General features: G+C 72.5%; 15 protein-coding genes and 1 riboswitch. Of the genes, 5 read left to right on the plus strand and 10 right to left on the minus strand.

What is annotated here, in order from left to right:
- Positions 1–134: 134 nt before the first annotated feature.
- From IEZ12_RS24175 to IEZ12_RS24205, 7 genes are all read right to left on the minus strand, one after another.
- Positions 135–578, minus strand: coding sequence for a PH domain-containing protein (locus tag IEZ12_RS24175; protein ID WP_229847885.1), 444 nt, complete (start codon positions 576–578; stop codon positions 135–137).
- Between the two features lie 59 nt (positions 579–637).
- Entirely contained in the window at positions 638–1,486 is an 849-nt protein-coding gene (hisG, locus tag IEZ12_RS24180; protein WP_043908251.1) for an ATP phosphoribosyltransferase, read from the minus strand.
- Positions 1,487–1,519: 33 nt separating this feature from the next.
- The gene (locus tag IEZ12_RS24185) at positions 1,520–1,792 is read right to left on the minus strand and encodes a phosphoribosyl-ATP diphosphatase (RefSeq protein WP_043908254.1); all 273 of its coding nucleotides are present in this window, start codon (positions 1,790–1,792) and stop codon (positions 1,520–1,522) included.
- Positions 1,793–1,896: 104 nt separating this feature from the next.
- Positions 1,897–2,382, minus strand: coding sequence for a 6,7-dimethyl-8-ribityllumazine synthase (gene ribH, locus IEZ12_RS24190; protein ID WP_043908255.1), 486 nt, complete (start codon positions 2,380–2,382; stop codon positions 1,897–1,899).
- Between the two features lie 63 nt (positions 2,383–2,445).
- Positions 2,446–3,711 (minus strand): bifunctional 3,4-dihydroxy-2-butanone-4-phosphate synthase/GTP cyclohydrolase II, encoded by a 1,266-nt coding sequence (locus IEZ12_RS24195; RefSeq protein WP_189274620.1) that lies wholly within the window; start codon positions 3,709–3,711, stop codon positions 2,446–2,448.
- Positions 3,708–4,289: a nicotinamide mononucleotide transporter family protein gene (locus IEZ12_RS24200; RefSeq protein WP_189274754.1), complete on the minus strand. Its 582-nt coding sequence runs from the start codon at positions 4,287–4,289 to the stop codon at positions 3,708–3,710. Before IEZ12_RS24200 ends, IEZ12_RS24195 begins: the two co-directional genes overlap by 4 nt.
- Before the next feature lie 56 nt (positions 4,290–4,345).
- Positions 4,346–5,005 carry a riboflavin synthase gene (locus IEZ12_RS24205; RefSeq protein WP_189274621.1) on the minus strand — a complete coding sequence of 220 codons (660 nt, stop codon included), beginning with the start codon at positions 5,003–5,005 and terminating at the stop codon, positions 4,346–4,348.
- Positions 5,006–5,193: 188 nt separating this feature from the next.
- Positions 5,194–5,321, minus strand: a riboswitch (FMN riboswitch).
- 149 nt (positions 5,322–5,470) lie between these two features.
- Here IEZ12_RS24205 and IEZ12_RS24210 point away from each other — a divergent pair.
- From IEZ12_RS24210 to IEZ12_RS24220, 3 genes are all read left to right on the plus strand, one after another.
- Positions 5,471–5,719, plus strand: coding sequence for an SCO4226 family nickel-binding protein (locus tag IEZ12_RS24210; protein WP_043908261.1), 249 nt, complete (start codon positions 5,471–5,473; stop codon positions 5,717–5,719).
- 44 nt (positions 5,720–5,763) lie between these two features.
- Positions 5,764–6,402 carry an MSMEG_1061 family FMN-dependent PPOX-type flavoprotein gene (locus tag IEZ12_RS24215; protein WP_229847888.1) on the plus strand — a complete coding sequence of 213 codons (639 nt, stop codon included), beginning with the start codon at positions 5,764–5,766 and terminating at the stop codon, positions 6,400–6,402.
- Positions 6,403–6,591: 189 nt separating this feature from the next.
- A complete protein-coding gene (locus IEZ12_RS24220; RefSeq protein WP_189274623.1) occupies positions 6,592–7,980 on the plus strand; it encodes an FAD-dependent oxidoreductase in 1,389 nt (462 codons plus the stop codon).
- Positions 7,981–8,185: 205 nt separating this feature from the next.
- Here the strand turns inward: IEZ12_RS24220 and IEZ12_RS24225 are convergent, their stop codons facing one another.
- Together IEZ12_RS24225 and IEZ12_RS24230 are read right to left on the minus strand one after the other, a co-directional pair.
- Positions 8,186–8,836 (minus strand): ABC transporter ATP-binding protein, encoded by a 651-nt coding sequence (locus IEZ12_RS24225; RefSeq protein ID WP_189274625.1) that lies wholly within the window; start codon positions 8,834–8,836, stop codon positions 8,186–8,188.
- Positions 8,833–9,945 (minus strand): ABC transporter permease, encoded by a 1,113-nt coding sequence (locus IEZ12_RS24230; protein WP_189274627.1) that lies wholly within the window; start codon positions 9,943–9,945, stop codon positions 8,833–8,835. The genes IEZ12_RS24225 and IEZ12_RS24230 overlap by 4 nt, the downstream gene beginning before the upstream one ends.
- A gap of 107 nt (positions 9,946–10,052) precedes the next feature.
- Here IEZ12_RS24230 and IEZ12_RS24235 point away from each other — a divergent pair, with 107 nt between their 5' ends.
- Positions 10,053–10,658: a TetR/AcrR family transcriptional regulator gene (locus IEZ12_RS24235; protein WP_189274629.1), complete on the plus strand. Its 606-nt coding sequence runs from the start codon at positions 10,053–10,055 to the stop codon at positions 10,656–10,658.
- A gap of 221 nt (positions 10,659–10,879) precedes the next feature.
- Positions 10,880–13,042 carry a prealbumin-like fold domain-containing protein gene (locus IEZ12_RS24240; RefSeq protein ID WP_189274631.1) on the plus strand — a complete coding sequence of 721 codons (2,163 nt, stop codon included), beginning with the start codon at positions 10,880–10,882 and terminating at the stop codon, positions 13,040–13,042.
- A 19-nt stretch (positions 13,043–13,061) separates the two neighbouring features.
- Here IEZ12_RS24240 and IEZ12_RS24245 read toward each other — a convergent pair whose 3' ends face one another.
- Entirely contained in the window at positions 13,062–14,471 is a 1,410-nt protein-coding gene (locus IEZ12_RS24245) for an FtsW/RodA/SpoVE family cell cycle protein (RefSeq protein ID WP_189274633.1), read from the minus strand.
- Positions 14,472–14,618: the final 147 nt, after the last annotated feature.

Raw genomic sequence — 14,618 nt, forward strand, 5'->3', positions numbered from 1 at the left:
AGGGGAGGTGTCACTCCTCAGGTCGCGGGTGGACGCGGCAGGCCTGACACTGGTGGGCTTTGCCGCGGTTTTACCAGCGTAGACGATACCCGAACGGTCCTCCGGCGCTGTTCGGCCGGGCTGCCGGGGGCGTGTCAGCCCCGGGCCGCGCCCCGCTCCTCGACCAGGTCGCGCAGCGTGCGGGCGGCCGTGACGGCCTGGTCGCGTCCGCCGGCGGGCTGGATGCCGACGGCGGCCAGCGCGGTGCCGTCGGCGAGGTCGAGCATCACCCACGGGTCGCCGTGCTTGAGGTTGACCCGGACCACCTCGGCCCAGGCCAGCCGGCGGCTGCGGACGAAGTTGACCACGGTCAGCCCGTCGGCGTCGGCGACCACCTTGGGCCGGGCCAGCATCAGGCCGACGGCGGCGAACAGCAGCCCGCTGATCACCATCATCGCCCGGTCCCTGAGCTGCCAGTTCTCCGGCAGCGCGACGGCGAGCACGGCGAACAGCACCACCATCAGGGCGCCCAGCGTGAGCAGCACGGCACGGTTGCGGCGGGGGGCCCAGGTGACGGGCAGGGTGAGGGGGGTCGACACGGGTGGCTCCAAGAAGAAGCGGGGGCCGCCGGGCGGGCGACCCCCGTTCCGGTGACGGATCAGATGCGGCAGGCGTGGATGTTGGTGACCAGGATGGCGCGGGCGCCGATCGCCCACAGGTCGTCCATGATCCGCTGGGCCTCCTTGCGGAGCACCATGGAGCGGACCGCGACCCAGCCGGCGGTGTGCAGCGGCGACACGGTCGGCGACTCCAGGCCGGGCGTGAGCGCGACGGCCGCGCTGACGTTCTCGGCCCGGATGTCGTAGTCCATCAGCACGTAGCGGCGGGCCACCAGGACGCCCTGCAGGCGGCGCAGGAACTGGTCGACGCCGGCGTCCTGGCCGGCGCCCTTGGGCCGGACCACCACGGCGTCGGAGATCAGGATCGGGTCGCCGAACACCTCCAGGCCGGCGTTGCGCAGGCTGGTGCCGGTCTCCACCACGTCGGCGATCACGTCGGCGACGCCCAGGTGCACGGCGGTCTCCACCGCGCCGTCCAGCTTGGTGACGGTGGCCTTCACGCCGTGCTCGGCGAGGTGCTGCTCGACCAGCCCGGTGTACGAGGTGGCGATCCGCAGGCCGTCGAGGTCCTGCACGGTGGCGATCTCGGCACCGACCGGCTTGGCGAACCGGAAGGTCGAGCCGGCGAAGCCGAGCGCGAGCACCTCCTCGGCGTCCGAGGCGGAGTCCAGCAGGAGGTCCCGGCCGGTGATGCCGATGTCGAGCCGGCCGGAGCCGACGTAGACGGCGATGTCACGCGGGCGCAGGAAGAAGAACTCGACCTGGTTGTCCGGGTCGACCAGGACGAGTTCCTTGGGATCCTTGCGCTGCCGGTAGCCGGCCTCATGGAGCATCTCCGCCGCGGGACCCGAGAGCGAACCCTTGTTGGGGACGGCGATGCGGAGCATGAGAGGCGAACCCTTCGTCGACTGCGGTGGGATTTACAGGTACTTGTAGACGTCTTCGAGCGTCAGCCCGCGAGCGATCATCATCACCTGGACGTGGTAGAGGAGCTGGGACATCTCCTCCGCCGCTTCCTCGGGCGACTGGTACTCGGCGGCCATCCAGACCTCGGCGGCCTCCTCGACGACCTTCTTGCCGATGGCGTGAACGCCCTGCTGCACGAGCTGGGCGGTGCGGGAGGTCTCGGGGTCGCCGGTGGCGGCCTTCTGCTGGAGCTCTGCGAAGAGCTCCTCGAATGTCTTGGAAGCCATGATGACCTCACCTTACGGGGTGCGGGCTGACGGGCGGTAAACGGTTCCGCACCGTGGACAGTCCGTTGGACATCCGAACGGACCGCCACGGTGCGATCAGCCGATCAACGCCAGGGCTCGACGACCTCGCGGAGCGCGGCCGCGGTGGCGACGGCGGCGGTCGCCGCCTCGTGGCCCTTGTCCTCGACGGAGTCGGGCAGCCCGGCCCGGTCCAGCGCCTGCTGCTCGGTGTCGCAGGTCAGCACGCCGAAGCCGACCGGGACGCCGGTGTCCACCGCGACCTGGGTCAGGCCGAGCGTCGCGCCCTGGCAGACGTAGTCGAAGTGCGGGGTGCCGCCGCGCACCACCACGCCCAGGGCGACGATCGCGTCGTAGCCGCGACCGGCCAGCTGCTTGGCCGCGACCGGCAGCTCGAAGGTGCCGGGGACGCGGACCACGCTCGGCTCCTCGATCCCGACCTCCTTGAGCGCGCGCAGCGCGCCCTCCAGCAGCCCGTTCATCACCTGGTCGTGCCACTGCGCGGCGACGATCGCGACCCGCAGGTCGGCGCAGTTCTGCGGGGACAGCACGGGGGCTCCGTGTCCGGCCATTTTCGGTTCCTCTTTCGACGGTGCGTCAGAACGGGTGCTTCGACGGCTGCTTGTCGTCGACGGCTATTTGTTGTCGTCCTCTAGCCACGGCAGGTCGTGGCCCATTCGGTCGCGCTTGGTGCGCAGGTAGCGCAGGTTGTGTGCGCCGGCGGCGGTGGGCAGCGGGCGGCGGGCGGCGACCTTCAGGCCGTGCTCGGTGAGCGCGGCCTGCTTGGCCGGGTTGTTGGAGAGCAGGGTGAGCGAGCGCACCCCCAGGTCGGCGAGCATCTGCGCGCCGATCGAGTAGTCGCGGGCGTCGGCGGGCAGCCCCTGGTCGAGGTTGGCATCGACGGTGTCACGGCCCTGCTCCTGGAGCTGGTAGGCGCGCAGCTTGTGGGTCAGTCCGATGCCGCGGCCCTCGTGGCCGCGCAGGTAGAGCACCACGCCGCGGCCGGCCTCGGCGACGGCGCGCAGCGAGGCGTGCAGCTGCGGGCCGCAGTCGCAGCGCAGCGAGCTGAACACGTCGCCGGTCAGGCACTCGGAGTGCACCCGCACCAGCACGTCCTCGCCGTCGGGGAGCTTCCCGTCGGCGTCCAGGCCGCCGGCCACCAGGGCCAGGTGCTCGACGCCGTCGATGGTGCCACGGTAGCCGACGGCGGTGAAGTCGCCGTGGTCGGTGGGCAGTCCGGTGACGGCGACGCGGTCGACGTGCAGTTCGGTGCGGCGCCGGTAGGCGATCAGGTCGGCGATGGAGATGATCGCCAGGCCGTGCCGGCGGGCGAAGGCGTGCAGCTCGGGCAGCCGGGCCATGGTGCCGTCGTCGTTGACCACCTCGGCGATCGCCGCGGCGGGGGCGAGGCCGGCCAGCCGGGCCAGGTCGACGGCGGCCTCGGTGTGCCCGCCGCGCGCCAGCACGCCGCCGTCCACCGCGCGCAGCGGGAAGACGTGGCCGGGCCGGGTGAGGTCGCCGGGCTCGGTGCCCGGGGAGGCCAGCAGCCGGACGGTGCGGGCCCGGTCGGCGGCGGAGATGCCGGTGTCGATGCCCTCACGGGCGTCCACCGAGACGGTGTAGGCGGTGCCCTTGCGGTCCTCGTTGACCTGGGTCATCGGGGGCAGCCTGAGCCGGTCGAGCTCGGCGCCGGTCATCGGGGCGCAGACCACGCCGGAGCTGTAGCGGATGGTGAAGGCCATCAGCTCGGGGGTGGCGGCCGACGCGGCGAACACCAGGTCGCCCTCGTTCTCGCGGTCCTCGTCGTCGACCACGACCACGGCACGGCCGAGCGCGATGTCGGCGATGGCGCGTTCGACCGGGTCGAGGGCGATCGGTTCTTCGGGCTGGTCGGCGCTCATGCGGCAACTCCCTCGGCGCGCGGGACGGTTCGGACGGTGCGGGCCTTCGTCCACCAGCTGGCCAGGCCGGCCACCACCAGGACGAAGTAGACGGTGAAGGTGAGCGCGGAGAACACGTAACCGTGGGCGTAGCTGTACGGCACGCTGATCACGTCGACGGCGATCCAGGCGAACCAGAACTCCACCCAGCCGCGGGCCTGGGCGTACATCGCGGCCAGCGTGCCGGTGAAGATGTACGCGTCCAGCAGCGGGTTCCAGGACAGCTTCGGGAAGGCGTTGAACAGCGCGGCGACGGCGGCGGTGCCGGCCGCGGTGGCCAGGACCAGCACGGCGCGCTGCCGCCAGCCGGCGAACCGGACCTCGATCTCGCCGGTGTCGCGGCGGCCGCGGTTCCACTGGGTCCAGCCCCAGATCGCGGTGACCACCACGATCACCTGCTTGCCGATCAGGCCGGGCACCTGCCCGCCGAGGAAGACGCTGATCAGCACGGCGCCGGCCAGCAGCTGGGCGGGCCAGGTGAGCACGGAGCGCCGCCAGCCGAACGCCAGCCCGGCGAGCCCTATCAGGTTGCCGACCATGTCGGCCACCTTCACCTTCTCGCCGAAGGCGGTGAAGGTCAGATCTGCGATCGCGCTCACTTGGATTCCCCCAGGGTGTCGGGCAGGGCACGGGTTTCGAGCAGTCGTTCCACGTACTTGGCGAGCACGTCCACCTCCAGGTTGACGGGGTCGCCCACCGCCTTCACCCCGAGCGTGGTCAGGGCGAGCGTGGCGGGGATCAGCGAGACGGTGAAGCTGTCCAGGGCCGCCTCGACGACGGTGAGGCTCACTCCGTCCACGGTGATCGACCCCTTCTCCACCAGGTAGCGCGAGATCGGCTGCGGCAGGGAGAAACGCACCACCTCCCAGCGCGGATTCCCGTCCGCGTCCAGGTCGCCCGGCTCGCGGGAGAGCAGAGTGCCGGTGGCGTCGACGTGGCCCTGCACCAGGTGGCCGCCGAGTCGGGCGCCGAGCGCCATCGCCCGCTCCAGGTTGACCCGGGAGCCGGGGCGCAGCGCGCCGAGGCTGGAGCGGCGCAGCGTCTCGCGCATCACGTCGGCGCTGAACTCGCCTTCGCGCTTGGCCAGTTGCTCGCTGTCGTCGACGACGGTGAGACACACGCCGTTGACCGCGATGGAGTCGCCGTGGCGGGCGTCCGCGGTGACCAGCGGGCCGCGCAGGCGGATTCGCGAGGATTCGCCGATCTCCTCGATGGAGACAACCTCGCCGAGCTCTTCGATGATGCCGGTGAACACCCGGGTTCTCCTCGCGCTTGGGGGCGCGGACTCCGGGGCGGCATTCGGGAGTTGACTGCGGACGTGGCGTGCCGAGGACGCCCCCGCGAGGCCATGACTCGTCGTCGTGGCACGGGTTCGCCGCCGGAAATGCCGTGCTTCCGCACCCCGGCCCTCGGGTGGGCCGTGGTGTGAACACACCTGTCCGCCGCGCACGCCTCCCATCCGGACTTTAACCGTCGGTCCAGGAATTTCACCTGGTCAACCGGCCGCTGGCTGCGGACGGGTCGCGGACTGTAACCGCCGGCTCGGAATTTCACCGACCCCGGAGTGCGCTGAACGTCACTGCTACTGCACCAGCATTCTTGCACGCGCATGTACGTCGAAGGCAAGAAACGCTCCCTGTGGCCTGGTTCACGCCCCGGGGCGCAGGGTGGAGGTGAGCGCCCCCGCACGGGGGGCTCCCGGCCGAGGAGTTGAGCGACGATGACGATGTTCATGGACGTCCACCACGGGATGGCCGGCATCACCGCCGAACAGTTGAAGGCCGCCCACGAGGCGGACCTCGCGGTGCAGGACAGGGAAGGCGTGGAGTTCCGACAGGCCTGGGCCGACCCGGAGTCCGGCACCGTCTACTGCCTGTCCTCCGCACCGTCCAAGGAGGCCGTCCAGCGCGTCCACGAGCGCACCGGACACCCCGCCGACGAGGTGCACCCCGTTCCGCTGCAGGTCTGACCCGCTCGCCGCGGACGCGGTGAACGGGGATAGGGTCGGGTCGCGTGATCTTCGACGCCCTCGCCGCTGAGGCGATCCACGACCCGGCCCGACTCCGGGAGTTGTACGAGCAGCCGAGCCCGCTGGTGCAGCGCAAGCAGGTCGACCGCCTGCACGAGGCGGCCCGCCTGCTGATCGGCTGCGCCTCCCTGGTGTTCGTCGCCACCGCCGACGCGGACGGCAACTGCGACGCCACCCCGCGCGGCGGCCCGCCCGGATTCGTCTCCGTGCTGGACGAGCGGACGATCGCCGTCCCCGACGCCACCGGCAACCGCCGGCTGGACAGTCTGCACAACATCGTCGCCACCGGAAAGGCCGGGCTGATCTTCCTGGTGCCCGGCCGGGCCGCCACCCTGCGCATCAACGGCCGGGCCTGCGTCAGCACGGACCCGCGGCTGCTGGAACAGCTCACCCCGGTCGGCAAGCCGCCGCGCAGCGCGATCGTGGTGTCCACCGACGAGGTCTACGGGCACTGCCCGAAGGCGCTGCTGCGCAGTTCGGCCTGGAATCCCGAGCAGTGGCTGGCCGCCGACGCGATGCCCAGCTCCGCCGAGATCACCCTGTCCCACCTGGACGACCCGTCGCTGACCCTCGACCAGATCCTGGCCGCCGAGGAGGAGTCGCTGCGCCTGCGCTACGAGTGAGTCCGGGCCGGTCCGGGGGCGGGGCGGCGCTTCGTGCATGCTGGAGGGCACGGGGAAAGCCGCATAGGCAGAACTTTGGGGGGCCATAGCTTCGACTTATGACGACATAAGCCGAAGCACCGTACCGGGCGCGCCCGCACGCCGGAAGGCTGGCGGTACGCGCCCAGAGCCGAACAGGAGTACCTGCCCATGTCCCGCCCCGTCCGGGTGGCCATCGTCGGTGCCGGCCCCGCCGGGATCTACGCCGCCGACGCGCTGCTGAAGTCCGAGCTGGCCACCGCTCCCGGTGTCTCCATCGACCTGATCGAGCGGCTGCCCGCCCCCTTCGGCCTGATCCGCTACGGCGTCGCCCCCGACCACCCGCGGATCAAGGGCATCGTCACCGCCCTCCACCAGGTCCTCGACAAGCCGCAGGTCCGCCTGCTCGGCAACGTCGACTACCCCGGCGACCTCTCCCTCGACGAGCTGCACCGCTTCTACGACGCCCTGGTCTTCGCCACCGGCGCCGAGGCCGACCGCGACCTGGCGATACCCGGCATCGAGCTCGACGGCTCCTACGGCGCCGCGGACTTCGTCTCCTGGTACGACGGCCACCCCGAGGTCCCCCGCGAGTGGCCGCTGGAGGCCGAGCAGGTCGCCGTCCTCGGCGTCGGCAACGTCGCCCTGGACGTCGCCCGGGTGCTCGCCAAGACCGCGGACGAGCTGCTGCCCACCGAGATCCCGCCGAACGTGTACGAGGGCCTGTCCGCGAACCGCGCCGTCGAGGTCCACGTGTTCGGCCGCCGCGGCCCCGCGCAGGCCAAGTTCTCCCCGATGGAACTCCGCGAGCTCGACCACTCCCCCACCATCGAGGTGGTCGTCGACCCCGAGGACATCGACTACGACGACGCCTCGATCGCCACCCGGCGCGCCAACAAGCAGGCCGACATGGTCGCCTCGACCCTGGAGAACTGGGCGATCCGCGACATCGGCGACCGCCCGCACCGCATCCACCTGCACTTCTTCGAGAACCCCGTCGAGGTCCTCGGCGAGGACGGCCGGGTCGTCGCCCTGCGCACCGAGCGCACCGAACTCGACGGCACCGGCAACACCGTCGGCACCGGCGCCTTCCGCGAGTGGCCCGTCCAGGCGGTCTACCGCGCGGTCGGCTACCGCTCCGACGAGCTGCCGAAGCTGCCCTTCGACGCCCTCTCCTCGACCGTTCCGCACGAGGCGGGCCGGGTCCACGAGAACGGCGCCCACCTCCCCTCGGTCTACGTCACCGGCTGGGTCAAGCGCGGCCCCGTCGGCCTGATCGGCCACACCAAGGGCGACGCCAACGAGACCGTCGCCTGCCTCGTCGCCGACCACGCCTCCGGCCGCCTCCGCCCCGCCACCGAGCCCGCCGAGGACGCGGTGGTCGACTTCCTCCGCTCCCGCGGCGTCGACTTCACCACCTGGGAGGGATGGAACCGGCTCGACGCGTTCGAGAAGTCCCTCGGCGACGCGGAGGGCCGCGAGCGGGTGAAGGTCGTGGACCGGGTGGCGATGCTCGACGCTTCGGCGAGCGACCGGGTGGCGGAGCGCAAGCCTCAGTAGCCGGCGGGCTCGAACCCGGCAGCGCACCACCAGGGGCGCGTGGGGGCACCTCCCGGCCCGCCAGGGCTGGGGGAGAACTGCGCGACAAGCGCACGCCCGTCCGCAAGGTCGCGATCACGTGCAGGTCGTTCTCCTGCGTCGCGATCTTGCGGACGGGGTGCCTTCCGCTGCGCGCAGTTCCTCGCGCCCCTGCTTTCGCGCTCGCCTACATCGAAATCACCTCTGTCGCCGCGTCCACGACCACCGGATCGTGGGTCGCCACCAGTGCCACGCAGCCGCGTGCGCGGGCGGTGCGGGCGATCAGGTCGGTGAGGGCGCCGGCCTGGTCGCGGTCGACGGCTGCGGTGGGTTCGTCGATCAGCAGGAGCTGGGGTTCGAGGAAGAGGGCGCGGGCCAGGGCGACGCGTTGCCGCTCGCCGCCGGAGAGCTGGTCCGCGCGGTGGCGCAGGCGGTGGCCGAGGCCGACGTCGCCGAGGGCCGTCTCCGCCGCGGCGCGCAGCCGCCTGGCGGGGCGCCCGGCGATGGACGCGGCGGCCAGCAGCTGCTCGACGGTGGTGAGTCCGCCGAGCAGGTTGCCGCTCTGGAACATGTAACCGATCCGTTCGCGCCGGGCCTTGGCCCGCCCGCCGTCCCCGAGCTGCGCCAAGTCCGTGTCGCCGAGCAGCACTTGTCCGCTGTCGGGTCGCAGCAGCGCACCGGCCACGGCGAGCAGGGTGGACTTTCCGGAGCCCGACGGTCCGACCAGGGCGGTCAGCTCGCCGGGGCGGCACGCGGCGGAGACGCCTCGCAGGACGGGTGTCCTCGCGTCGCCGTGGCCGAGCGAGACGGACACCTGGCGCAGGGTGAGTGAGGTCATCGTCCGGCTCCCAGCATGGTCATCGGGTCGGCGTTGGCGACCCGGCGGAGGGTGAGGGCGGCGCCGGCGAGGGCCGCGAGGGCGACGGTGGCCATGGTCGCGGTGAGGGCCAGTCCGGGGAGGCTGAACGGGACTTCGGCGCCGACCAGGAGGCCGACGGCGGAGGCGAGCGCCGCGCCGGCCAGGGTGCCGCCGAGAACGACGGCCGCAGCCTGGACCAGGGTGTGCCCGAGGAGCCGGCGCCGGGAGGCGCCCATCGCGCGCAGCAGGGCGAGCTCGGGTTGCCGTTGGACGGTCCAGACGCCGAAGAACGCGCCGACCACCAGCGGGGCGATCAGGTACAGGAAGAACTGGATGGACGTCATGGTGACGCGTTCGCCGGTGTAGCCGGGCGCGGCGGCGTACGCGTCGGTCACCGAGACGGTCCTGGTCCCGAGCTCGCCGTCCGCGCCGTCGAGGTCCGCGGAGGACGCCGCCCGCAGGGCTATCGCGCTGTACTGCTGCGGCAGCCCGGCGGCGGGCGTGCTCGCGCCGGGGGCGGTGAAGCGGATCGCCTGCCAGGTGGCGGTGGTGACGTAGCCGGCCGGGACGTGGCCGTAGGAGGCGCGGCCGGTGATGCCGGTGACCTTGAGGGCGATGCCGAGCCGGTCGACGGTGAGGGTGTCGCCGATCGCGACGCCCTCTTCGGCGAGCTTCCGGGAGATCACCAACTGGCCGTCGCCGCCGAGGCGTTGACCGTCCTCGACGGCCGGGTCGAGGAACGAGCCGACCTCGACGCCGAACGCGGCGAGGTCGACCTCGGCGTGCCGGTCGGTGGTGCCGCGGGTGATGGTGACGCCCAGCGGGGTGGCCTGCACGCCGGGGCGCTGCTGCCAGCCGGCCAGGGTCTCGGCGGGGACGAGGCTGCGGGCGAACTGGTCGGACTTGGCGTCCGGGGAGAACGCCAGGTGGGTCGCGGGCAGGCGGCGCAGCGCGGAGACGGTGTCGTCGCCGAGTCCGGTGGTGAATCCGGAGACGATTCCGACCAGGGCGGCGACCAGCAGGACGACGCAGCCCATGAGCAGGAAGCGGCCGCGGGCGGCCTTGAGTTCGAGCAGGGCGAGGTACACCGTGCTCCTTCCGAGAGGCGGACAGTGATGGGGACAGTGCGTCCCCAAGATAAACATGGCGACACCGCGTCCCCAACACCGGGGGTACCGCCTCCTAGACTGTCGGGGTGCCGAAGATCAGCGCCGCCACGGTCGCCGACCATCGCGCCCAGCAGCGCCGGGCGCTGGTCGACGCTGCCCGCGAGCTGCTGGAGAGCGAGGGCGACGCGGCCGCCGTCACCTTCGCCGCGGTCGCCCGCCGCACCGGCCTGGCCCGCAACAGCGTCTACAAGTACTTCGCGGACCGCGCCGAACTGCTCTCCGCCGTGGTGCGGGAGTCCGCCCCCCGCTGGACGGAGCGCATCACCGCCGCGATGGCCGCCGCCGACACCCCCGAGCAACGGGTCGCCGCCTACGTCCGCGCCCAGTGCGAGCTGGTCCGCGACGGCGAGCACCGCATCGCCCGCGCGCTGGCCGGCGACCGCGACGCCGCCGCCCTGCGCGAGGCCGCCGGCCACGCACACCGCGAACTGCTCACCCCCCTGATCACCGCCCTCGTCGAACTCGGCGACAACAGACCGGAGTTCACCGCCCAACTCCTCCAGGGCCTGGTGAACGCGACCGTCACCGCCCTCGAATCCGGCGCCCCGTACGCCCCCACCACCGACCGCGCCACCACCATGGCCGTCGCCGCCCTCGGCGCAATCCGGGGCGCACAGCACAACCAGACGTGATCGCGGCCTTCCGCGTGAGCGTTCTCGCGCCCGTTCGGGCGACCGGCGGTGTGTCAGGCCCCGCACTCGCTCCTGTACTTCGCGGCCGCGTGTTCAGCTCAGGACGCCCCTATCGCCGATCCGACGGGTCGTCATGCGCACTCTGCGGGTTCCTGCTCATCGCCGCGGTCCTCGCGGCACTCCCCGGTGCGGCCGCGGCCGCACCGGAGGCTTCCGACGCCTTGCTGGTCACGTACGTCGCGCGGGTGTGCGACAACTACGACGAGGTGATGGCCAACAGGGCCCGCAACAATCTCCAGGAGTCGTTGCGGGATCTCGGCCCGGATTCGAACTACGCCCCGGGCGTGGCGGTCAATCCGACCAACGAGGCGGAGGGGACGCCCGTCCCACCGTGTCGTCCGCTGCCCGGGTGGTCGTTCAGCACCGGGACGGGGTTCTTGGACGCGAACGAGCTCGCGGCCGCCCGGAAGGCCGCGCTGGTCGCGCAGGGCGGCACCAAGTCCGCGCCGCTGAACGGGATGCAGGACACCTACGGCTTCGCCGCACTGCGCTGCTCGCAGGACAACCAGAACGGCGACAACGCGGAGTACGTGGACTTCCCGTCCGGCACCACGCACGTGTTCTGCTACTACTACGCGATCACCCCGCCGCCGGGCGCGGGCACCATCACGGTGACCAAGCGGATCGTCGACGGCTCCAACGGCGTGGGCTCGTTCCGCTACGACGGCAACCTGTCGTACGCGGACACCAACAACGACGGCGTCAACGACTTCGTGCTGACGGCGAGTTCGACCAATTCCGCGTCGATGAGCTTCGTCCGCGGCGAGACCCGGGAGGGGGACGAGCCGTGGCACATCACGGAGTTCGTCGATCCGGACAGCGGGTGGGTGCTGGTCGGACGGCCGGTGTGCACGGCGGTGAACGCCGGCGGCGGGCCCGGCACCAGCACCTCGGTGACCGACCACAGCGGGCTGGCCTCGGTGACGCTGGCCGCCGGTGACCATGTGACGTGCGTGTACAACAACGAGCGGGCGGCGGGCCCGGCCCTGCTGGAGAAGGAGAGCCTCGGCGGGACGGGCGCCTTCGACCTCACCGTCACCGGGCCGCCCGAGGCGGAGATCACCGCCGAGAACGTCGTCACCACCACCGACCCGGGCGTGCCCGTCACCGTCGCGTACGCCGCGCACCCGGTGCCCGGGCACTACGAGCTGAGCGAGGTGATCCCGGCGCCCGACGCCACCGGCCACTGGGCGACGCCGACGGCGTTCTGCAACGGCACCGAGCTGCCCATCACGGTCGGCACGCCGACCCCCGCCGCGCCGAACGGCACCTGGCGGGCCGGGTACGACCTGGTCACCGACGTCGAGGCGAAGTGCCTGATCACCAGCCGCTTCGTGCCCGGCGGCCGGATCGACATCGAGAAGGTCACCGAGGGCGGCACCGGCACCTTCCGCTACACGATCAGCGCCGGCCCCGAGCCGCGGGACGAGAGCGTCGCATTCCCGAACCCGCAGTCCGCGGTCGTCACCACCACCGCCTCGGGCACCCCGACCACCGCGCACCCCGCCGACGGCTCCTCCGGGCCGGCCGCCGACCTGCTCCCGGTCGGCACGGGGCAGCCTTACGTCATCCAGGAGCTGCTGCCGGCGCCGCCCGAAGACGGCTGGTGGGAGCTGGAGGCGGCGGACTGCGGGTCCGGCCAGGGCCGGACGGACCTGGAGCAGGCCGTGGTCGAGGTGAACCTGACGGCCGACCACCCGACGCCGACCTGCCGGTTCACCAACCGGCTGCACCACTTCACCGGCCTGGACGTGGTCAAGGTGACCAGCGACGACACCGGGCTGCGCCCGGGCGCCGCCCACCTGGACCTGCGCTGCCCCGCCTACGCCGAGCCGCTCGGCCTGGACGTCCCGCCGGGCACGGACCGCGGCGAGATCGAGGTGCGCACCTCCATCCCGCCGGCCACCTGCGTCCTCACCGAGCCCGCCACCGGCGCGGCCGACGACGTCACCGTCGTCACCAGCGCGGTGCTGACCGGCGACGACGGCAGCAGCACGCCTGTCACGCTGGGCGAGGAGTTCACCGTTCCCGCCGAGCACACCTCGACGGTCACCGTCACCAACCGGATGACCCGCCGGGCCCCGTCGCAGTCGCCGTCCCCCACGTCGACGCCGACGCCGCCCCCGTCCGCCGGCGCCCCGGGCGGCCCGCAGCCGTCCGCCCCGGAGGGCCCCGGGTCGGAGGAGGCGGCGGGGACGCCCGGCCACCATGCGCTGCCCAGCACCGGCTCCTCGCCACTGCCGCTACTGGTCGCGGTGTCGGCCACCGTCCTGCTGCTCGCCGGCGGCACCCTGTTCGCGGCGGCCCGCCGACGCCGGCACTGACGGCGCGGCCGACGAACCCTCACCCGCCCCGGGCCGCGTCGAGCGGTTCCGGGGCGGGTTGCAGTTCGGCCCGGCCGGCGGCGTCGGAGAGTTTGATCAGGACGGCGGTCAGCAACCAGTTCGCGGTCAGCGAGGAGCCGCCCGCGGCGAGGAACGGCAGGGCCTTGCCGGTCAGCGGTATCAGCCCGGTGACGCCGCCGACCACCACGAAGACCTGCAGCGCCACGGCGGCGGCCAGGCCGGAGGCGAGGAGTTTGCCGAACGGGTCGGTGACGGCGACGGCGGTGCGCAGGGCGCGCTGCACGAACAGGCCGTAGAGCAGCAGGACGGCCATGCCGCCGGCCAGGCCGAGTTCCTCGCCGATGGTGGTGAAGATGAAGTCGCTGCGTCCGGCGAACCCGATCAGGAAGGGTTTGCCCTGGCCGAGTCCGGTGCCCAGCACCTGGCCGCTGCCGAGGCTGAACATCGCCTGCGCGGGCTGGTCGGAGACCAGGGCCGGGTTGTGCACCGGTTTGTAGTAGTCGAGCGGGTGCAGCCAGGCCTCGACCCGGCCGTGCACGTGCGGTTCCAGGTCGCCGACCACGGACGCGCCGGCGGCGGCCATCAGCAGGCCGATCAGCACCCAGCCGGTGCGTTCGGTGGCGGTGTAGAGCATCACCACGAAGACGCCGAAGAAGATCAGCGAGGTGCCGAGGTCACGTTCGAAGACCAGCACCAGCAGGCTGACCACCCAGATCGCCAGCACCGGCCCGAGGTTGCGGCCGCGCGGCAGGTTCACGCCCCACACCTTGCGGCCGGTCAGCGCGAGCGCGTCCCGGTTGGCCGTCAGGTAGCCGGCGAAGAACACCGCGATGGCGACCTTGACGAACTCGTCGGGTTCGAAGGAGAGCCCGCCGAGCCGGATCCAGCGCTTGGCGCCGAAGCTGTCGCCGGGGAAGAACGCGGGCGCGGCCAGCAGCACCAGGGCCCCCGCCATGATCAGGTAGACGTACTTCTGGAACAGCCGGTGGTGCTTGACCACCGCCAGCAGCACGGCGGCCGCCAGCATGGCGATCACCGTCCACTGCACCTGGCTGGGCGCGGCGGGGATCTTCTGCCAGTCGCCCTTGGCGGCGTGCCAGATCGCGTACGAGTGGTCGAGGCGGTCGAGGAGCACCAGGCCGAAGCCGGTGAGCAGCACCGCCAGCGCCAGGATCAGCGGGTCGGCGTAGGGGGCGAAGCGGCGCACGACGAGGTGCAGGACGGCGGCGAGGGCGGTCAGGCCGGCGCCGTAAGGGAGCAGGCCGGGCGGGAGGGTGCCGCGCAGGGCGAGGTTCGCGGTGCACCAGCCGGCCAGGCAGACCGTCACGGCGAGGGCCAGCAGGCCGAGTTCGACGTTCCGGCGGTGTGCGGCGCGGCGGCTGCCGACACTGCGTTCGGTGCGTCCCACCCGGCCCCCCTCCCAGTAGATTTCTACAGGCGTGTAGAACTTCAGTGCCGGATCCTCGCACGGACCCCGGCGCTGCGACGACGCCGGGCGCCCGCCTCCGGTTCCACCCGCCGGGCGACGCGGCCGGAAGACGACCGAAGGAGAGCC

Origin of the sequence: Kitasatospora griseola (genome assembly GCF_014648555.1) — a bacterium.
GTDB classification, from domain to species: domain Bacteria; phylum Actinomycetota; class Actinomycetes; order Streptomycetales; family Streptomycetaceae; genus Kitasatospora; species Kitasatospora griseola.

What these genes read in the sequence shown, in the direction of transcription:
- hisG (WP_043908251.1), bottom strand. Translation starts at nt 1,486, where the DNA reads ATGCTCCGCATCGCCGTCCCCAACAAGGGTTCGCTCTCGGGTCCCGCG.
- IEZ12_RS24185 (WP_043908254.1), bottom strand. Translation starts at nt 1,792, where the DNA reads ATGGCTTCCAAGACATTCGAGGAGCTCTTCGCAGAGCTCCAGCAGAAG.
- ribH (WP_043908255.1), bottom strand. Translation starts at nt 2,382, where the DNA reads ATGGCCGGACACGGAGCCCCCGTGCTGTCCCCGCAGAACTGCGCCGAC.
- IEZ12_RS24195 (WP_189274620.1), bottom strand. Translation starts at nt 3,711, where the DNA reads ATGAGCGCCGACCAGCCCGAAGAACCGATCGCCCTCGACCCGGTCGAA.
- IEZ12_RS24200 (WP_189274754.1), bottom strand. Translation starts at nt 4,289, where the DNA reads ATGGTCGGCAACCTGATAGGGCTCGCCGGGCTGGCGTTCGGCTGGCGG.
- IEZ12_RS24210 (WP_043908261.1), top strand. Translation starts at nt 5,471, where the DNA reads ATGACGATGTTCATGGACGTCCACCACGGGATGGCCGGCATCACCGCC.
- IEZ12_RS24220 (WP_189274623.1), top strand. Translation starts at nt 6,592, where the DNA reads ATGTCCCGCCCCGTCCGGGTGGCCATCGTCGGTGCCGGCCCCGCCGGG.
- IEZ12_RS24225 (WP_189274625.1), bottom strand. Translation starts at nt 8,836, where the DNA reads ATGACCTCACTCACCCTGCGCCAGGTGTCCGTCTCGCTCGGCCACGGC.